Below are 18,473 nucleotides of genomic sequence, written 5' to 3' on the forward strand. Positions count from 1 at the left end.
ATTCGTTGGTTTTATTTTAACACACCGGGCAGTTTCGTCCAAGTTTACGCGGCTCATTTGTTTCATATATGGAACAGACAGTGTTTTATCCCTATCTCCATGACACCCCCTGCTTTCCCGAATGGCTCATCAGTTTTTTTGCCATTTCGATAAGGTCATCACTTACCTCATTCACCAGCACTACATCCTTTACCTCAGGTATTTTCTTTTTCACCGCTTCTGCAATCAATTCTTCGGTTGTCAGGGCTGCGGATGGACATCCGGAGCACTGTCCTGTCAGGCGGACTTTCAAAATACCTTCTTTATATTCTGATATCCGGACATTTCCTTCATGTTCGAGCAAATATGGACGCACATCTTCTTCCAGCACCTTCTCTATTTCCCTTAACATCACAATCACCTCCTGATATTTATATATAGCAAATACCATGCCAACCGGCATCTCCTGCTTTTATGCACAATCTCCCATCTATTGTTCCAAAAATAAAATAATCACTGTTTTTTGTTCCATTTCTTGAACACAAAAGATATTTTATCTTGCTGAAAAAACAGACATAATCTCTGTCAGGTATGTCTCCAACGATTGCTTTTCAGTTTCCCAAAAACTTGGCACATTTTTTGCTATATACTCTGATGTCAAACTTATTTTCGGGAGCAGAAAGCTTCCGCCGTTTATGAAAGGAAGGTAAGATCATATGGCTTTAATGACAGGAAACGAATATGTGGAGAGCATGAGAAAACTGAATCTTCAGGTTTATATGTTTGGGGAAAAAATTGAACATCCGGTGGATGATCCTATTTTAAGACCGTCCCTGAATTCTGTAAAAGCGACTTATGACCTGGCACAGATGCCGGAATATGAGGATCTGATGACTGCAGTTTCTTCTGAAACAGGAGAAAAGATCAACCGCTTTACCCATATCCATCAAAGCGCCGGGGATTTGATTAAAAAAGTGAAAATGCAGAGACTGTGCGGCCAAAAAACCGCTGCCTGTTTCCAGCGCTGTGTAGGTATGGATGCGTTTAATGCAGTTTACAGTACTACATATGAGGTGGATGAAAAATACGGCACCAGCTACCACGAAAACTTTAAAAACTTCTTAAAATATGCACAGAAAAAGGATCTGACCACAGACGGCGCAATGACAGATCCAAAAGGAGACCGCTCCCTTGCTCCTCATGCTCAGGCCGATCCTGACCTTTTTCTGCATGTCGTGGAACGCCGGCCTGACGGGATCGTCGTCCGTGGAGCCAAAGCCCATCAAACCGGAATTATCAACTCACATGAAGTGCTGGTCATGCCTACCATAGCCATGGGCGAAGATGACAAAGACTATGCAGTTTCTTTTACAGTGCCGACAGACTCTGATGGCATTTTTATGATTGTCGGACGACAGTCCTGTGATACAAGAAAATTAGAAGGCTCTCAAATGGATGTAGGAAATTCCGAATACGGAGGAATGGAAGCTCTGGTTGTGTTTGATAATGTCTTTGTGCCAAACGACCGTATTTTCTTAAATGGGGAATATGATTTTGCCGGGGTTCTGGTGGAGCGTTTTGCCGGATACCACAGACAGTCCTACGGCGGATGTAAAGTTGGTGTTGGCGATGTCCTGATCGGTGCGTCTGCAGCTGCAGCAGAATACAATGGAGCGGGACGTGCCTCCCATGTAAAAGACAAGCTGATCGAAATGACCCATTTAAACGAAACCCTGTACTGCTGCGGCATCGCATGTTCTGCCGAAGGTGCAGCCACCAGGTCCGGAAACTATCTGATCGATCTGCTTCTGGCCAATGTATGTAAACAGAATGTTACCCGCTTTCCATATGAAATCGCACGTCTTGCAGAAGATATCGCAGGAGGTCTGATGGTTACCGCTCCTTCCGAAAAAGATCTGAAAGATCCGAAGCTGGGCGCTTATGTTGAAAAGTATCTCCGCGGAGTGTCAGGCGTCTCCACAGAAAACAGACTTCGCATCATGAGGCTGATTGAAAATCTGACTCTTGGAAGCGCAGCCGTCGGATACCGTACAGAATCCATGCACGGTGCGGGGTCACCGCAGGCACAGCGGATCATGATCGCACGCCAGAGTAATCTCACTTTGAAGAAAAAAATGGCTAAAGAGATCGCCAAAATAAAAGAAGAATAGAAAACAATCGTTGGATAGCCCCCTTTGTTCGATGGATGCTTCTCCTATAAAATTTATGTTCATTTTCCACATGATTAGAGTGAGGCATTCTAAGAGCCGAACGGAAATCATGTGGAAAATGTCACTCTTCCTCTTGTGTCGTCTCCAGCTTAAAGATTACCGGGCGCAGCCCGTCATTGCAGCTGCATATGGCAGTGCCCGGCTTTCTGATCCAGTCTCCGTAATAGAACACTTCATTTCCCGCTCCATGGGCCAGTGCAAATACATACTGGTAAATAGCCTTCCACGCCTCATCGCAGAGTCCTTCCGGTTTTGCATAGTCGGCGTAAAACACTTGACCCTCCCTGTGAAAAGGACATGCTGCAAGCCCTTCTGCACCGTACTCGGCAGCCAGGTCCTCATTAAACATGGTTCTCAAGACTGTAATTTTTACTTTTTTCATTTTTTAATCTCCTTCCTTTTGACTCATCAATCATTTTTGATACATTAGCAAAAAAGTGTTAAAATAAAAAAACCACTTTGAGCAAAAGGAGGTCTTTGTATGCTTACCCCTCGGTACTTTTTTGCCAATGATTTCAAACAGTTTTACAGTTACTTTCTCACTCAGCCTCATAAAAAACGTTTCTTTCGAAAGGGTGAATTTCTGTGGGAGAGCGGCGAACCCTTCCAAAGAATTCATTACATAATCTCAGGCGCTGCCCAAAACTATATGGAACACGAAAACGGCCACAGGAAAATTATATCCTTCCACGGGGAGGGTACCGTGTTCCCTGGTTATCACCAGCATGACTATAAAATCGAACAATCTCTCATAACTACAGCAGTTTCGGATATGAACGTTCTGGAATTTACAAAAGAGCAATTCCGGCAGATGTTTGAGACAAATCCTCAGCTGAGCGCCAATATTGTAGATTGGTATTCCACGTATGTAAATCGTCTGCTCTATGAAACAGCACATCAGGAATACAACAGTTCCTTAACCCGTCTGTGCAATCTGCTTTACCTGCTCACAGGAAACGAGACGGATCATCCGGATCTGTACATCGACATGACGCAGGATGATCTTTCCGATCTTCTTGGAATCAGTCGTATCCATGTAACCCGCGGTCTTTCACAGCTCCGGGAGCAGGAAATTATTCTCACCCGCCGGAAACAGATAGAGATCAGGGATCTGCCTGCACTAACGGAATACTGTTCGCTGGAAACTCTTTGAACCGGCCGGACTGTATCTAGAATTATAAATTCATCCCCATGATTTGTCTGCATCAAAAGATACACAAAACCAAATTTATTACTTTTTAAAGGGAAAGGAATCTATGATGAAAATCCAGAAATCCAGAATCGAACAGCTGAATGAAATCATGGCTCTCTATTCTGGTGCCAGGCTATTTATGAAACAGCATGGAAACCCGGATCAATGGGGAGAACATTATCCGGAAGAGTCCATGATCCGCATGGATATAGAAGCTGGAAATAGTTATGTATGCATAGAAAACGAACAAATACAAGCTGTCTTTTTTATAAAATGGGGCAAGATTTTTCTTATAAAAAAATTTATGACGGTAAATGGAGAAATGAAAGCCCTTACGGTGTTGTACACAGACTTGCTTCCAAAACAACACAGAAAGGATGCGCTTCTTTTTGTCTTTCCTGGGCTCTGGAACAGTGCGGAAATTTAAAGATCGATACCCACCGTGACAACAAGGTCATGCAGAATCTGCTCAAAAAAAATGGTTTCTCATACTGTGGGATCATCTGTCTGAACGACTGCAGTGAACGTCTGGCGTATCAAAAATCCATGTAAGTTGATTCCTGCATGATCGTGCAGAACCCATATTGACAGAATAGAAAAACCGGCTGGATAACAAATCCCGCCGGTCCAATTATTTGATAGTTTTTAATAGTCAAACTTCTTCTCAAAGTATTCTTTCAGATCTTCGATCTTCACCCGTTCCTGTTCCATTGTATCACGGTCTCTGACGGTTACTGCTCCGTCTTCTTCGGAATCGAAATCGTATGTCACACAGAACGGTGTTCCGATCTCGTCCTGTCTTCTGTATCTCTTTCCGATATTTCCGCGCTCATCGTACTCACAGTTGTAGTATTTCGCAAGCGTCTCATAAACTTTCCCTGCCCCCTCAGCTAATTTCTTGGACAGAGGAAGCACCCCGATCTTCACCGGTGCGATAGCCGGGTGGAAACGAAGGACGGTACGTTTGTCTCCGCCTTCCAGTTCTTCTTCGTCATAAGCGGCGCATAAGAATGCAAGAGTCACACGGTCGGCTCCGAGAGACGGCTCGATTACATATGGAATGTAGCGCTCTTTTTTTTCATCGTCAAAGTAAGTCAGATCTTCCCCTGAAGTATTCTGGTGCTGTGTCAGGTCATAATCTGTACGGTCAGCGATACCCCACAGTTCTCCCCATCCGAATGGGAATAAAAATTCGATATCTGAAGTTGCCTTGGAGTAGAAAGACAGTTCTTCTTTTCCATGGTCACGGACTCTCATCTGGTCATCGGTGATGCCCAGTGTCTTTAACCAGTTGATACAGAATTCTTTCCAGTAGGCAAACCATTCAAGATCTGTATCCGGCTCGCAGAAAAATTCCAGTTCCATCTGCTCAAACTCTCTTGTACGGAACGTAAAGTTTCCAGGAGTGATCTCGTTTCTGAAAGATTTTCCGACCTGTCCGATACCGAACGGGATCTTCTTTCTGGATGTCCTCTGCACGTTTTTAAAGTTTACGAAAATACCCTGAGCTGTTTCCGGGCGCAGGTAAACTGTATTTTTCGCATCCTCGGTGACACCCTGGAACGTCTTGAACATCAGGTTGAACTCACGGATATCCGTAAAATTTTTCTTTCCGCAGGACGGGCATACGATGTCATGATCATTGATAAAATCCACCATCTCTTCTTTGGTCCATCCGTCCACAGAGCCGCCCTCAATCTCCATGCCGTGTTCATCCATATAATCTTCGATGATCTTATCTGCGCGGAAACGTTCGTGGCACTCTTTACAGTCCATCAAAGGGTCGGAAAACCCGCCCAGATGTCCGGAAGCAACCCAGGTCTGCGGATTCATAAGTATCGCACAGTCCACACCTACATTATACGGGCTTTCCTGAATAAATTTCTTCCACCATGCTTTTTTTACATTGTTTTTAAGCTCCACGCCAAGATTTCCATAATCCCATGTATTTGCCAATCCGCCGTAAATCTCAGATCCGCTGTACACAAAACCTCTGGCCTTTGCTAAATTTACGATTTTCTCCATTGTTAATTCCATATTGTTTCTACCTCACCGTTTCTTCATTTCCTATAATCTGTTCTATTGTAGCGTGTAACCCCTCTTTTTTCAAGAGATAAGCTAAAAAAGTCAAAGCAGTTCCAAAAAATCCAGAGACTTGAAATGATGGCTGACATACTGTTTTAAAAATGACTCGCTGACAGAATCAAGTTCCTTCAAAACTTCCTTAGAGACCCTGAACGTATACAGCTTCTCCGGGGGGCTGCTTATAATAAACTGAAGCGTATATACCGCAGATCCGGATATATGTACTGTACGTCCCCCGGATTTTGTGCAGTTTGAGCAGAGAATCCCTCCCGAACCGCTGTCAAAGTAACTGAGGTCCTCTGTACTGCCGCACTGGGTGCAGCAAAATACTTCCATCCCCTGTCCGTAGAGAGCCATGAGTTTAATTTCATACACTCTGCGTATGAGCTTCGGATCTATGGTCTTTTTTTCAAGTGCTCTAAGACTCAGGTAAAGAAGCTTCAGAATCTCTTTTTCATCATTGTTTTCTCTTGTAAGATAAGATGCAAATTCACAAAAATAACTGCCATAGGAAACCAAAAGAAGATCTTCCTTGACGCCCTCAAAATAATGGCCTACATCTGCCCACATGAGATTAAAGGAGCTTCTTCCTTCATACAGTGAAAACTCTCCGAATGTCAGAGGCTGACAGGCCGCGGCATATGGACTGGTGGCTTTTTTCGCCCCTCTCGCAAACGCCGTGATCCTTCCCCGTTCCTTTGTGAGAAGCGTGACTCTCTTATCAAATTCTCCGATATTTCCGGCGTTCAGTACCAGACCGGTTACTTTGATCTCCTGACCCATTTTTTATACTTCTTTCTTGTTGTACCCGTAATTTTTGAGAAGCATGTCACTGTCACGCCAGTCCTTTTTCACTTTCACCCACAGCTGAAGATTCACTTTGATATCCAGAAGGTTTTCCATCTCCATCCGGGCCTGGCTTCCGATCTTCTTTAACATACTGCCCTGTTTTCCGATGATGATTCCTTTATGAGAGTCTCTCTCGCACACGATCGTCGCATCAATATCGATGATATGGCCGTGTCTTCTCTCTTTCATGGAGTCGATGACTACCGCAATCCCATGCGGAATTTCCTGATCCAGAAGACGCAGCGCCTTCTCTCTGATCAGCTCCGCGCAGATCTGCCGCTCCGGCTGGTCCGTGACTGTATCTTCATCAAAAAACATCGGCCCCTCCGGAAGGTATTTGAAAATGCTGTCTGTGACATCATCCGTGTTCTGTCCCTTCAGCGCGGAAACCGGTATGATCTCTGCAAATTCACATACATCTTTGTAGGTGGTGATCGCTTTTAAGATCTCTTCGTCCTTCACCGTGTCCGTCTTGTTGATCACCAGGATAACCGGGGTCTTCACCTTGCCCAGCTGTTCGATGATATAGCGCTCTCCGCCTCCGATAAAGGTAGTCGGCTCCACCAGCCATAAAATAAGATCCACCTCGTTAAGAGTCCTCTCGGCGACTTTCAGCATATAGTCGCCGAGCTTGTTCTTTGCCCTGTTGATCCCCGGAGTGTCCAAAAATACAATCTGTCCCCTCTCGTCGGTGAATACGGTCTGGATTCTGTTCCTGGTTGTCTGGGGTTTTTTCGAGGTGATCGCGATCTTTTGTCCGATCAGCTGGTTCATCAGCGTAGATTTCCCCACATTTGGCCTGCCGATCAATGTCACAAATCCCGATTTCATTCCTGTGTTCATAAAATTCCTTCCTAAAATACGTGTTTAATTTCTTTAAATTTATCCTCAGCTTCTCTCAGTTTATCTTCATTTCCGATAGTACAATTATTTCCCGCATCCACCACACAGCGCACATACGGTGCCAGCGAACGGATCGTCTCCTGACTGCAGGACAGCACCTGGTCTCTGTACTTCTGAAGTTCTTCTTCTGTCCTTCCAAGAAGATAAGCCTGGAAGCTTCTCTCTCCCAGATCATCCGGCTCCAGCGGGGTATCCATATTGCTGATCGTTCCGATGATATATTTTACCATGTCACGGTCATCGATATCGAAATGCTCCACAAAATCAGCCGCATTTTCGTAGACTTTGTAAGTCTCTAAGAGATTCGGGTCCCGATAGGATACAAACATACTGTCTCCCTGAGGCATAAAGCTGCACATGCATCCGTAGGCTCCGCCTTTTACACGGATATTAAGCCAGAGATACTCGTAAGAAAAGATTACCTGGAGAACATTTAAGGCTCCCGTATATTCATAACCCTGCTCAGCAAAATTTCCTGCACAGGCCACATACTGGACACCGCCCGCCGTAGCGAAGCCCTCCTCCTTTTTCTCCGGAAGAATTTTTGTCTCCTCTTTGGCTAATTCGCCGGTAAACATGCGTGCTGAGAACTTGTGCACCGCATCTTCCAAAAAGGACGGTTCTTTTTCTTTTCCTGTGTAACTCACCATCATATGTTCCTTCCGGAAAATATATCTGCACGCCTCTCTCATGCTGTCAATGATCTTTCCGCTCTCCTGCTCAAAGGATTCATACCAGTCCTTTACAAACTCAAACATGGAAACGCCCTGGATCTGTTCTTTATACCTTGCATAAGGAGAAAAATAGGACATGGCGCGGTTGGATGCCGTTTTGTGTCCGGCTTGTGTAAGATCTGTCTTCATATTAGTGTAAATCTGCCCGATGATCTCTTTCAAACGTTTCTTGTCCTCCAGTTTGCTCTCAAACAGGATCTCTTCCATGAGTTCAAATGCCTTTTTTGCATTTTCATAAAAACACTTTGTCCTGATGACAAAATAACTTTTTACACCTTCAGCACCGGCCGGCAGAACGTCCATCGTCGTCACCATGCCTCCGGTCTCAATACCGATTTCATTTCCAAGCTCAAAGTAGCTGTGCTTCTTAGTATCTACGCTTCGGAATACTTCTGACATGAGAGACACATAAGGCACGAGCCTTGCCGGAACCTCTGACATGTCGAATACGATCTTCAGATAGCAGATACCATTTGTAAAATATGGATGCCAGATCACCTTAACTCCGTCCACTGATACTTCTTCATTGCAAAGAGGCCGGATCTCCTTCTTGATATCCTTAATATCCAGAAGCGGGATCTTTTCAAGGTCCTCTTTCGGAGTTGCCGCCTCCTGATATTCTTTCAGCTCTTTTGTAGCCTGAACGAGCTGCCTGATCTCTTCTTCTGAAAGACTTTCTTTGAATTCCTTCAGCTTCTGCGCCGTCTTCTGGTCCTTCCGGCTCTGAAGGCCCCTCTCCGGCTTCAGCACCACAATGGATTTATGTGTATTGGACAGAAGATAAGTTTCAATCAAATCCGTAAAATAACTTCCGTCCAGCTGTTTTCTCAAAAACTCAAACACATCGTTGGTCTTGATATGCATAAACGGCTCATGATCGTCATAAAGCCAGCTGTCATACATCTGAAGTCCATACATCAGTCCCTTTGGAAATCTGCCGAAATTAGCCTCTTTATACTGGAACTCATAATAATTCAGCGCAGATTCCAGGCTTCGTCTCTGAATCCCCTCTTTAGAAATCTTACGCAGGGTGTCCTCGATGATGCGCACAAAGTCTGCCTCTTTTTCCTCATCTGCCTCTTGGGCCACCACGGAAAACACAGGCTGTTCGATCCCATTGTCATAGGAACTGCTGATGTCCTTGCCGATCCCGGCTTCCATCAGAGCCTTTTTCACCGGCGCGCCCTGCATAGAGAACAGTGCCCTGTCAAGAATCTGAAATGCGATATACAGTTCTTTATTAAGACTTGTCCCTATCACTGCATTATAGGAGAGAAACGTTTTGTTCTGTATCTCATCCTGCTCGCTGACCGGATATACTGCCTCCACTCTCTTTACTTCTTTAAAGGCTTCCTGGGGCTTCCAGGATGTGTCCACCTGCTTCTTTTCAAAATCAGACAGATAATGTTCGTCTATGAATGTCAGGTACTTTTCCGCATCCATATCCCCGTATAAATAAATATAGCTGTTGGACGGATGATAGTAAGTCCTGTGGAAATCCAAAAACTGCTCATAGCTGAGTTCCGGGATCGCTTCCGGGTCGCCTCCGGATTCAAATCCATACGGAGTGTCTGAGAGCAGGGACTTCTGGATCAGACGCGCCAGCTGCTGATCCGGAGATGAGAACACACCCTTCATTTCGTTGTAAACGACGCCGTTGTAGATTACGGGCGCATCTTCTGATTCAAGAGAGTGATGCCATCCCTCCTGTTTTAAGATTTCGGGTTTCGTATAGATATTCGGGTAAAATACCGCATCTAAATACACATGCATCAGATTAAAAAAGTCTTTGTCATTGCAGCTTGCCACCGGATATACCGTCTTATCCGGATAGGTCATTGCATTCAAAAATGTGTTCAGGGACCCTTTGACCAGTTCCACAAACGGGTCTTTTAATGGAAACTCTCTGGAGCCGCAGAGTACAGAGTGTTCCATGATATGAGGAACTCCGGTGTCATCCTTCGGCGGTGTCTTAAATCCAATCTGGAATACCTTGTTGTCATCTTCGTTGGATACTACCACAACCCTGGCCCCTGTCTTTTTGTGGCGGTACACATACCCGGTTCCATTCAGCTCTTTGATCTGTTCTTCTTTTACCAATTCATAATTCTTCATCATAGCCTCCGAAATTCGTTCTTTATTTTATGCTTGATCCGCCGTGCACACAGGCGGAAAATATTTCACTGTTCATGATAAATTATACCACATTTGCTGTTTTCTTATTAATGCGTTTTTTTTCATTATTTTCGGTGTGCCCGGACTTTCTGCCCAAATCCGTCTCCGAGATCAAAATCGCCGCCATCACCAGGGCAAAACCGATCAGGATCTTCACCGTCGCCTTCTCACCATAAAAAATCACGCTGAAAAGCACACCGAACACGGACTCCAGACTCAGGATCAGAGATGCGGAAGATGAACTCACCCGGCTCTGCCCTATACTCTGAAAGGTAACAGCCACAGCCGTACACATGATCACCAGATAGGCCAGGCTTCCTGCCTGTCCGACCGTCCAGTGGATAGCACTGATGTCTTCGGTAAATACAGAAATCCCTGCACCCCAGAGTCCAGCAAATAAAAATTGCACGATCGTCAGCAGCACCGGATCTTTCTGACCGCTTTTCATGCCAAGATAGGCAATATGAAGGGAAAATAAAAGGCCTCCCACCAGAGTCAATCCATCACCGATTCCTATACTAAGGTTCCCATCCAGTGAAATCAGTCCAATACCCGTAATGCAGATCAATGCGGCCAGGAAGTTTTGCTTTGTAGTCTTCTTCTTTTGCCATATCCATGTGACAAAAGGGACTGCCACACAGTAGATCGCCGTTAAAAATGCATTCTTTCCGGGCGTCGTGTGATACAGTCCTTCGGTCTGGAACCAGTAAGCCCAGAACCAAAATCCTCCCAGCACAAATCCTGTCTTAAAGTAACTTTTATCTATTTTCCCCAGTCTCTTATGAAAAAAGATACACAAGAGCAATGCCCCTGCTAAAAATCTTGTCCCAAGCAGAAAATTTTCCGGGACATTGGCAATGGTATTTTTCATAATAAAAAAGGAACTGCCCCATATCAGTGCAGAACCGAACAACGCTGCCTTGCCGAGCTTCGTTTTATTTTTTTGATTCATACAAACCCTCATCCTTCTGAATTGTTTTTCCGTTAAGTATAATAATACCATTTACCAATACATTGCCGCAACTTCTTTTCACCCGAACTTTTGTTCTTTTCCTCCTTGCTTTTTATATGGCACTATGCTAGAATAAGAGAACAAACATTCGATATTGTGAGGTGGATTATGGAAACTATCAGTCCTTCCCTGTCATTGCAGGAGAAGCTAACAATTCTAGCAGACGCAGCCAAGTACGACGTAGCCTGCACGTCCAGTGGAGCCGACCGCAGAGGTGAAAAGGGAAAACTGGGCAACGGAGTGGCTGCAGGCATCTGCCACAGCTTTGCATCCGACGGCCGCTGTGTCTCCCTTTTAAAGATACTTCAAAGTAATGAATGTATCTACGACTGCAGGTACTGCTTAAACCGCTCGTCCAATGACCGGGTGCGCACTACGTTCACCCCGGAAGAAGTCTGCCGCTTAGTCATCGAGTTCTACCGCCGAAACTATATCGAAGGGCTGTTTCTAAGTTCCGGTGTGGTAAAGAGTCCTTCCTATACGATGGAACTCATGTGTCGGACACTGTCTATGTTAAGAAATCAGTATCATTTCAACGGCTATATCCATGTGAAAGCCATTCCCGGAGCGCCGGAAGAACTTCTGGAATCCATCGGATATCTCGCGGACCGCGTCAGCATTAATCTGGAACTGCCCACACCGGAAGGACTGAAGGATCTGGCCCCTCACAAGACACAGAAAACGATCTTAAAACCCATGGAACAGATCCGTTCCGGCATCGCAGATCACCGGCTGTCCATCGGCAAGGACCCTATGATGGAACGCTTCGGCGGCAACCGCAGTCTAAAGCACACGATCTTCGATGATGTCCGATCCGGCCGCATCGAGGAGCACAGACAGCTGGCATCAAACTCTTTCCTCCCGCCCGCTAAGGACAAGAATGCACCCTTTGTCCCCGCCGGGCAGAGCACTCAGATGATCGTTGGAGCTACCGCAGAGAATGATCTTCAGCTTCTTTCTGTCACTCAGCAGCTGTACCAGAAGTTTGATCTGAAACGTGTCTTCTTCTCAGCCTATGTCCCGCTCAATGAAGATTCCCGCCTTCCCTCCCTGGATACCGCCCCTCCTCTGTTAAGGGAACATCGTCTCTATCAGGCCGACTGGCTGCTGAGGTTTTACGGCTTTCATGCAGAGGAACTGCTGAGTACTGACAGGCCCAACTTCAATATCATGCTGGACCCCAAGTGCGACTGGGCACTGCGGCACCTGGAGCTTTTCCCTGTGGAGATCAACCGCGCCAGCTACGCAGATCTTCTGAGAGTTCCCGGCATCGGCACCAAATCCGCCTACCGTATTGTCAAGAGCCGCCGACAGCGCTCCCTGACATTTGAAAACCTGAAAAAGATGGGGATCGTCCTGAAACGGGCCAAGTATTTTATAACCTGTAACGGAAAGATGATGTTTCATATCCCGATCGAGGAGAACTTCATCACCCGTCAGCTGATCGGAGAGGATTACAAAAAGTCCTGGGAGATTGATCATCCCCAGACCTATGAACAGCTGTCCCTGTTTGACGATAAGAATTTTGCATCGGCCCCCTCAGCCGAAGATACCTGCAAGTCTCTGAGCGGACAAATATAAAAACCAGTAACAGTTTTAATATTTGCCTGAAAAACGGCCGACTGAAAATAATGGAGAAAACGCATGACCATTTTCACCTGCAAAGATACGTTTGAGGATATGATGTCCTGTATATACACTGCCTGGGCATCCCGCTTAGGCCACAAAAACATCCGATTAAAAACTGAACCCATAGGGAATCTGGAACTGTTCTGTGATTACCGCCATGTAGATCACGATCCCGATCAGACCGCCAGTGTCATCCGTTCCATCCAAAAAAAGATCTCTTTTCGCGCCTACCAGATGGTATACCGCGCTGCCATGTCTTTTCAGGAAGAAAAGCTGGATATGATCTACCGGTTCCTGATCTATGGGTTTCACTATGGGCCTGCCGTTGTCAATATGCTGCAGGAGCCTGCTGTGATGAATTTGTTTGAACTGGACCGTAAAGTTATGAATGAAGCTCACTTATTCCGGGAGTTTCTGCGTTTTTCCGAAATAGATCATGTTCTTATCTCCCATATTGAACCCAAGTGTGATGTCCTGACCATCCTGGCTCCCCAGTTTACGGACCGCATGCCCTCCGAGAACTGGATGATCATCGACGATAACCGGAAAACTGCCGTCGTTCATCCCTGTGATCATGATTACTATATGACCACCCTCTCAGAGGATGAATTAAACCGTCTGAAGACCTCTGAGATTTCTGATCTTTACACAGATCTCTGGAAAGTATTTTTTGAGACGATCGGTGTAGAAGCCAGAAAAAATCCCCGCTGTCAGAAAACCATGATGCCGCTCTGGTACCGCAAACACATGACAGAATTCCTTTAATCTATTTTATCTCTTGACTCTCACGCAGCGTGATAGGCTATTCTGTACTTACCAGGAGGAGGAGACCAAGATGAAAACAGTAAGAGAAGTAAGCAGATTAACCGGTATCAGTGTGCGCACTCTCCACTATTATGACGAGATCGGACTTTTATGTCCCGACCGTGTCACGGAGGCTGGCTACCGGCTGTACGGCACCAAAGCTTTGGAACGCCTTCAACATATTTTACTGTTCCGGGAACTTGAATTCTCATTAAAGGACATCAGAGAGATCCTGGATCGTCCGGATTTTGACCGCCAAAAAGCATTAGATCAGCAGATACAGCTTTTGAGGCTTAAAAAGGACCGGCTGGAACATCTGATCGACTTCGCTCTTGGAATTCAAAAGTTAGGAGTGGAATCATTGAATTATCAGACATTGAACAAAGAAACGCTGGAAAGCTATAAATCCGAGGCCAGAAAAAGCTGGGGCGGTACCGATGCTTTCCGTGAATATGAGCAGAAAGCAAAAACTTATACAGAGGAGGACTGGAAGGTCATGAATACCAAGTTTATGGCAAACTTTGCGGAATTTGGCCGTCTCATAAACGAAGACCCGGCCTCCGAACCGGTGATGCACCAGGTTGAGCTCCTCAAACAGTCTATTACGGATCAATATTATACCTGTACAGACGATATTCTGGCCTCTCTGGGCGAAATGTACGTCTGTGATGACAGGATGAAAGAGTCTATAGACCGTGCCGGCGGAGAGGGAACCGCCCGTTTCGTCTCAAAGGCCATTCATATTTACTGCCAGACCCTATAATACAGAAGGAGAGAAACCAGCTTGATTTCTCTCCTTCTTATATCTTCTAATGATGGAATAAACGGATTCCCGTAAAACACATCACCATGTTATATTTATTGCATGTGGCAATGACATGGTCATCTCTGATGGAGCCTCCCGGCTCAGCCACATAAGAAACGCCGCTTTTGTGTGCCCTTTCGATATTATCGCCAAACGGGAAAAACGCATCTGATCCCAATGCCACACCCGTCATCTGATCCAGCCATTCACGCTTTTCTTCTCTCGTAAACACTTCCGGTTTTACTTTAAAGATATTTTCCCAAGCCCCGTCGGCTAAAACATCCATATAGTCGTCTCCGATATACAAGTCAATGGCATTGTCACGGTCCGCACGTCGGATACCGTCCACGAACTCAAGTCCCATGACTTTCGGAGCCTGGCGCAGATACCAGTTGTCCGCTTTCTGTCCTGCCAGACGGGTACAGTGGATTCTGGACTGCTGTCCCGCACCGATGCCGATGGCCTGTCCGCCCTTTGCGTAGCATACGGAATTAGACTGGGTATACTTTAATGTGATCATTGCAATCGCCAAGTCAATTTTAGCAAAGTCAGGCAGTTCTTTATTCTCTGTCACGATATCGTTAAAGAAATCCTTGTCAATGTTCAGTTCATTTCTGCCCTGCTCAAAAGTAACACCGAACACTTCCTTGCGCTCCACCGGAGCCGGCACATAATCCGGATCAATCTCGATCACGTTATAGTTTCCTTTTTTCTTTTCTTTTAAAATTTCAAGAGCGTCTGCGTCATATCCCGGTGCGATAACCCCGTCAGACACCTCTCTTTTTATAATTTTGGCTGTTGCCGCATCACACACATCGGAAAGTGAAATGAAATCTCCGAAGGAAGACATACGGTCAGCCCCCCTCGCCCTGGCATATGCATTGGCAAGAGGAGTAAATTCCATATCCATGTCATCTACCCAGTAAATCTTCTTTTCCACATCAGTCATCGGAAGCCCTACCGCAGCGCCTGCAGGAGAGACGTGCTTAAAGGAAGCTGCCGCCGGAAGCCCGGTCGCTTTTTTTAGTTCCTTCACCAGCTGCCATCCGTTTAATGCATCGAGAAAATTAATATATCCCGGTTTGCCGCTTAACACTTTGATCGGCAGTTCACCGTCTTCCATGTAAATTCTTGACGGCTTCTGATTCGGATTGCATCCGTATTTTAATTCTAATTCCTTCATGGTCTCCTCCTATCGATTCTTGTTCACGATCCTTGTTTCATATTCTCCTGTTTTGATATCAATGTAGCGCACAAACAGAGATACTTTGTTGTCTTCATTCAGGCTTTCCCACACACGGCTTGTAAACGCATTAATATCATCGTCTAAACCGATTAATTTAGGCTCTCCCTCAAAACTCGGAAGCGGATCTCCGTCCTGCATATAGGTATGAATGAAATGTCCCTCCCCGCTTACCGGATTCTCATAGGCAAATGTATACCGGTTACATGCATCCGGATTACCGTTATTGCTCTTTAAAATAGACATTGCATAGTTGTAGGTTCCGTTTTCCACATGCATAATGCCTGAAATACGCGGAGTATAATTCGGTGCATCCGGCTCAAACTCTCTCGTCCTCAATGCCTGTTCAAATGTCTGCTGTTTATCCATGAGCTCGTAGATCGTATCCGTCTGGTCTCCGTTGGTCACGATTGTTTTATTTCCTAATACCTTGACCGGAGCATAGATGATAAGGCTCGGATCACTCAGCTTTGACGGATCAAAAGCCTGTGTCCGGATACCTTTTCCGTCCTCAATAAACACACGGTTTCTGCTGTTTTCGCTTCTTCCCATGATAAAATATGCAGTCACTGCATAGGCCCCGTTTGGTGACTTCCCGATCACAATTCCTCTTCCAGGGTATGAATTCCCTTTTAACTCGTTTTCTAATGACAACATCTTCATTGTCCTGTATCCTCCTTTTGTATCTGTGTGCAGCTTCGCAGAGAGATTTTCATTCCATACGAAAGGTTCGCAGACCTTTTTTATGTAAAAATAAGCCGCCTGGGCACACTAAATAAAAGTTGCCCAGGCGGCCGGCATTTCTGCTGCCGTGCTCCCCGTGGTTTCTCCACTATCCGCCAGTCGCACAGCTTTCAAAATAAATATACACTATGATCTGTCATTTTTCAAGTCAAAATACTCAGTCCTGACAGTTTAAAACATTTGAATCATCAGTTCTGCCGCCGCAGTGTTGGTGACTGCCGGTACCTTGTGCACATCACAGACACGAAGCAGTGCAGACACGTCCGGCTCATGGGGCTGTGCAGTCAGTGGGTCCCGGAAAAAAACAACCAGTCCGATCTTTCCCTCTGCAATTCTGCCTCCCAGCTGCTGGTCTCCTCCATACGGTCCTGACAAATATTTCTTCACCGGAAGTCCTGTGGCTTCCTCTACCCGTTTTCCGGTTGTACCGGTTGCGACCAAGTCATATTTTGCTAATGTTTCTTTATGCTTCTTTGCAAATTCCACCATCTCGTCTTTTTTCTTGTCATGTGCGATCAATGCAATAATCATATCTTTATCCTCCTGATGTTTAATGACTGTAAGGCTAATCTACACTAAAGAAGCCACTTTTACAAGAGGAATATCTTTAGATCACCGCTTAAGAGATTTTACTTTAGAAAATTTACTGTAAATTTTCTTTTTCTTTACAGTCTGATACGATCTGACTTTAAAATAGTACCTTTTTTTCTTTTTTAACTTGCCTTTTGTGTAAGATGCTTTTTTTGCAGATACAGTTGCTATCCTTTTAAAACCGGAAGACTTTTTCCTGGACATGTAAATCTGATATTTAGACACGCCGGAAATTTTTGACCAGCTTATTTTAATCCCCTTTGATCCGCTCTTCTTCAGCTTCTTTATTTTATTCGTCTTTGGGATCACCGTAATTTTGCAGGAAGCCTTTTTTCCATTTCCTGTTCTTCCGGTGATAACCGCTGTCCCTACCTTTTTCGCCGTTACTTTGCCTGACGAACTGACCGATGCCACAGACGAACTGGAGCTGGACCACTTAACTGAAGGATAGGAGTTCTTAGGTTCTATGTAACTTTTCAGTGTATAGTAGGAACCTTTCTTCAGCGACAGGGACTTTTTATTCAGTTTGATATTTTTTGCAGGAATGCTGCTGATCAGGAAGTTTATATCCACATTTCCTCTGATGCCATTGACCGTTCCTTTGTTAGTACACTGCCACATAACATAGTTTCCGGAATAAGTACACAGATTGCTATATTGTGCAACCCATTTTGGATATTTTTGAAATGTCTTATTCGTCAGTTTCTTCTCAAACCAATTTTTATTTGCATATATTCCTACTTTGCTATAACCGTTTGCCTTTAATCTTCCGGCAAATGCCTCTGTAATCTGTGCCAATTTGGAATTTGAAAGCTTTAATAAAGAATCATCTTCCAAGTCGTAATAAACAGGATATGATAATTTTTTATCCTTAATCAGACGAATAACATGATCTGCCTCACTTTTCGCCTTCTCTACTGTGTCTGCATAGGAATAAAGGTAAACTCCATAGGGAATGCCCAGACGCTCACATTCTGATACATTCCGCAGCCATTGATCATCGTCTTGGTCTGTTTGATCCATTCCATACCCACACCGGATAACAGCAAAATCAATCCCTGATATTTTCACCATCTCCCAGTCAATCTTTCCCTGATGCTGACTGACATCTATCCCCTTTTTCACTGCTCCCGGAATCGGATTCCCCAGATCATTGACAAACATGCCGTTGACTTTATTCCAGGCATTTGAATATGGTTTTGAAGCTCTGCTGAAAGACTGTCCGGGATAGATCGGTGTACCGTTTTTGTAACGCCAGCTGTTCTCTGCTCCCTGTCCTTCCTTCTGTTTAGGTTCTGATTGGTTACCGTTTACGAGTACCGGCAGTGCAGCCGACATCAAACTGACAGTCAAAAGTACCGCGAAAACTTTCTTTGCCGCTCTTAAAAAACTTTTCTTCATCCCTGTCCCCTTTCGATAATCCTACATTTGTAGGACTATTATATCACAAGTTGTCCGCCTGTGGGTATAAATTTTCATTCTCCTGTGATATAATTA

The 18,473-nt window shown here is 45.1% G+C and carries 17 protein-coding genes and 1 riboswitch; of the genes, 6 read left to right on the forward strand and 11 right to left on the reverse strand.

Features of this window, described 5'->3' with window-relative positions:
• Window positions 1-91: 91 nt before the first annotated feature.
• Window positions 92-391 carry a NifU family protein gene (locus QVP35_RS14315; RefSeq protein WP_009290279.1) on the reverse strand — a complete coding sequence of 100 codons (300 nt, stop codon included), beginning with the start codon at window positions 389-391 and terminating at the stop codon, window positions 92-94.
• A 304-nt stretch (window positions 392-695) separates the two neighbouring features.
• On the opposite strand from QVP35_RS14315, the gene QVP35_RS14320 reads away from it, so the two are divergent.
• Entirely contained in the window at window positions 696-2,150 is a 1,455-nt protein-coding gene (locus QVP35_RS14320; RefSeq protein WP_009290278.1) for a 4-hydroxyphenylacetate 3-hydroxylase family protein, read from the forward strand.
• Window positions 2,151-2,271: 121 nt separating this feature from the next.
• Here the strand turns inward: QVP35_RS14320 and QVP35_RS14325 are convergent, their stop codons facing one another.
• Window positions 2,272-2,592 (reverse strand): TIGR04076 family protein, encoded by a 321-nt coding sequence (locus tag QVP35_RS14325; RefSeq protein ID WP_009290277.1) that lies wholly within the window; start codon window positions 2,590-2,592, stop codon window positions 2,272-2,274.
• Between the two features lie 99 nt (window positions 2,593-2,691).
• Here QVP35_RS14325 and QVP35_RS14330 point away from each other — a divergent pair, with 99 nt between their 5' ends.
• Together QVP35_RS14330 and QVP35_RS14335 are read left to right on the forward strand one after the other, a co-directional pair.
• Complete coding sequence (locus tag QVP35_RS14330) at window positions 2,692-3,363, forward strand: Crp/Fnr family transcriptional regulator (protein WP_006568071.1); 672 nt, start codon at window positions 2,692-2,694, stop codon at window positions 3,361-3,363.
• Between the two features lie 270 nt (window positions 3,364-3,633).
• Window positions 3,634-3,954: a hypothetical protein gene (locus QVP35_RS14335; RefSeq protein ID WP_306799450.1), complete on the forward strand. Its 321-nt coding sequence runs from the start codon at window positions 3,634-3,636 to the stop codon at window positions 3,952-3,954.
• Window positions 3,955-4,047: 93 nt separating this feature from the next.
• Here the strand turns inward: QVP35_RS14335 and QVP35_RS14340 are convergent, their stop codons facing one another.
• The 5 genes from QVP35_RS14340 to QVP35_RS14360 all read right to left on the reverse strand — a co-directional run bounded on the left by QVP35_RS14340 (window position 4,048) and on the right by QVP35_RS14360 (window position 11,100).
• Window positions 4,048-5,439 carry a glycine--tRNA ligase gene (locus QVP35_RS14340; protein WP_009290274.1) on the reverse strand — a complete coding sequence of 464 codons (1,392 nt, stop codon included), beginning with the start codon at window positions 5,437-5,439 and terminating at the stop codon, window positions 4,048-4,050.
• Between the two features lie 90 nt (window positions 5,440-5,529).
• On the reverse strand, window positions 5,530-6,270 hold the full coding sequence (recO, locus tag QVP35_RS14345; protein WP_009290273.1) for a DNA repair protein RecO: 741 nt from the start codon (window positions 6,268-6,270) through the stop codon (window positions 5,530-5,532).
• 3 nt (window positions 6,271-6,273) lie between these two features.
• Window positions 6,274-7,179, reverse strand: coding sequence for a GTPase Era (era, locus tag QVP35_RS14350; RefSeq protein ID WP_009290272.1), 906 nt, complete (start codon window positions 7,177-7,179; stop codon window positions 6,274-6,276).
• Window positions 7,180-7,190: 11 nt separating this feature from the next.
• Complete coding sequence (locus QVP35_RS14355; RefSeq protein ID WP_009290271.1) at window positions 7,191-10,091, reverse strand: insulinase family protein; 2,901 nt, start codon at window positions 10,089-10,091, stop codon at window positions 7,191-7,193.
• Window positions 10,092-10,170: 79 nt separating this feature from the next.
• Window positions 10,171-11,100 carry a DMT family transporter gene (locus tag QVP35_RS14360; RefSeq protein WP_022261302.1) on the reverse strand — a complete coding sequence of 310 codons (930 nt, stop codon included), beginning with the start codon at window positions 11,098-11,100 and terminating at the stop codon, window positions 10,171-10,173.
• A gap of 168 nt (window positions 11,101-11,268) precedes the next feature.
• Here QVP35_RS14360 and QVP35_RS14365 point away from each other — a divergent pair, with 168 nt between their 5' ends.
• From QVP35_RS14365 to QVP35_RS14375, 3 genes are all read left to right on the forward strand, one after another.
• Window positions 11,269-12,741, forward strand: coding sequence for a putative DNA modification/repair radical SAM protein (locus tag QVP35_RS14365; RefSeq protein WP_009290269.1), 1,473 nt, complete (start codon window positions 11,269-11,271; stop codon window positions 12,739-12,741).
• A gap of 63 nt (window positions 12,742-12,804) precedes the next feature.
• Window positions 12,805-13,554: a TIGR03915 family putative DNA repair protein gene (locus QVP35_RS14370; protein ID WP_022261303.1), complete on the forward strand. Its 750-nt coding sequence runs from the start codon at window positions 12,805-12,807 to the stop codon at window positions 13,552-13,554.
• 70 nt (window positions 13,555-13,624) lie between these two features.
• Window positions 13,625-14,356, forward strand: a complete 732-nt coding sequence (locus QVP35_RS14375; protein WP_006568061.1) for a MerR family transcriptional regulator — start codon at window positions 13,625-13,627, stop codon at window positions 14,354-14,356.
• A 46-nt stretch (window positions 14,357-14,402) separates the two neighbouring features.
• On the opposite strand, the gene QVP35_RS14380 is transcribed toward QVP35_RS14375, so the two are convergent.
• From QVP35_RS14380 to QVP35_RS14395, 4 genes are all read right to left on the reverse strand, one after another.
• On the reverse strand, window positions 14,403-15,581 hold the full coding sequence (locus QVP35_RS14380) for a phosphoribosylaminoimidazolecarboxamide formyltransferase (protein WP_009290267.1): 1,179 nt from the start codon (window positions 15,579-15,581) through the stop codon (window positions 14,403-14,405).
• A gap of 9 nt (window positions 15,582-15,590) precedes the next feature.
• Window positions 15,591-16,304 (reverse strand): IMP cyclohydrolase, encoded by a 714-nt coding sequence (locus tag QVP35_RS14385; protein ID WP_009290266.1) that lies wholly within the window; start codon window positions 16,302-16,304, stop codon window positions 15,591-15,593.
• Window positions 16,305-16,418: 114 nt separating this feature from the next.
• Window positions 16,419-16,498, reverse strand: a riboswitch (ZMP/ZTP riboswitch).
• A 58-nt stretch (window positions 16,499-16,556) separates the two neighbouring features.
• Complete coding sequence (gene mgsA, locus QVP35_RS14390; RefSeq protein ID WP_006568058.1) at window positions 16,557-16,916, reverse strand: methylglyoxal synthase; 360 nt, start codon at window positions 16,914-16,916, stop codon at window positions 16,557-16,559.
• 81 nt (window positions 16,917-16,997) lie between these two features.
• Entirely contained in the window at window positions 16,998-18,377 is a 1,380-nt protein-coding gene (locus QVP35_RS14395; RefSeq protein WP_009290265.1) for a GH25 family lysozyme, read from the reverse strand.
• Window positions 18,378-18,473 lie beyond the last annotated feature (96 nt).

The sequence above is a fragment of the Anaerostipes sp. CAG:276 genome (assembly GCF_000432215.1).
GTDB lineage: Bacteria > Bacillota > Clostridia > Lachnospirales > Lachnospiraceae > Anaerostipes > Anaerostipes caccae.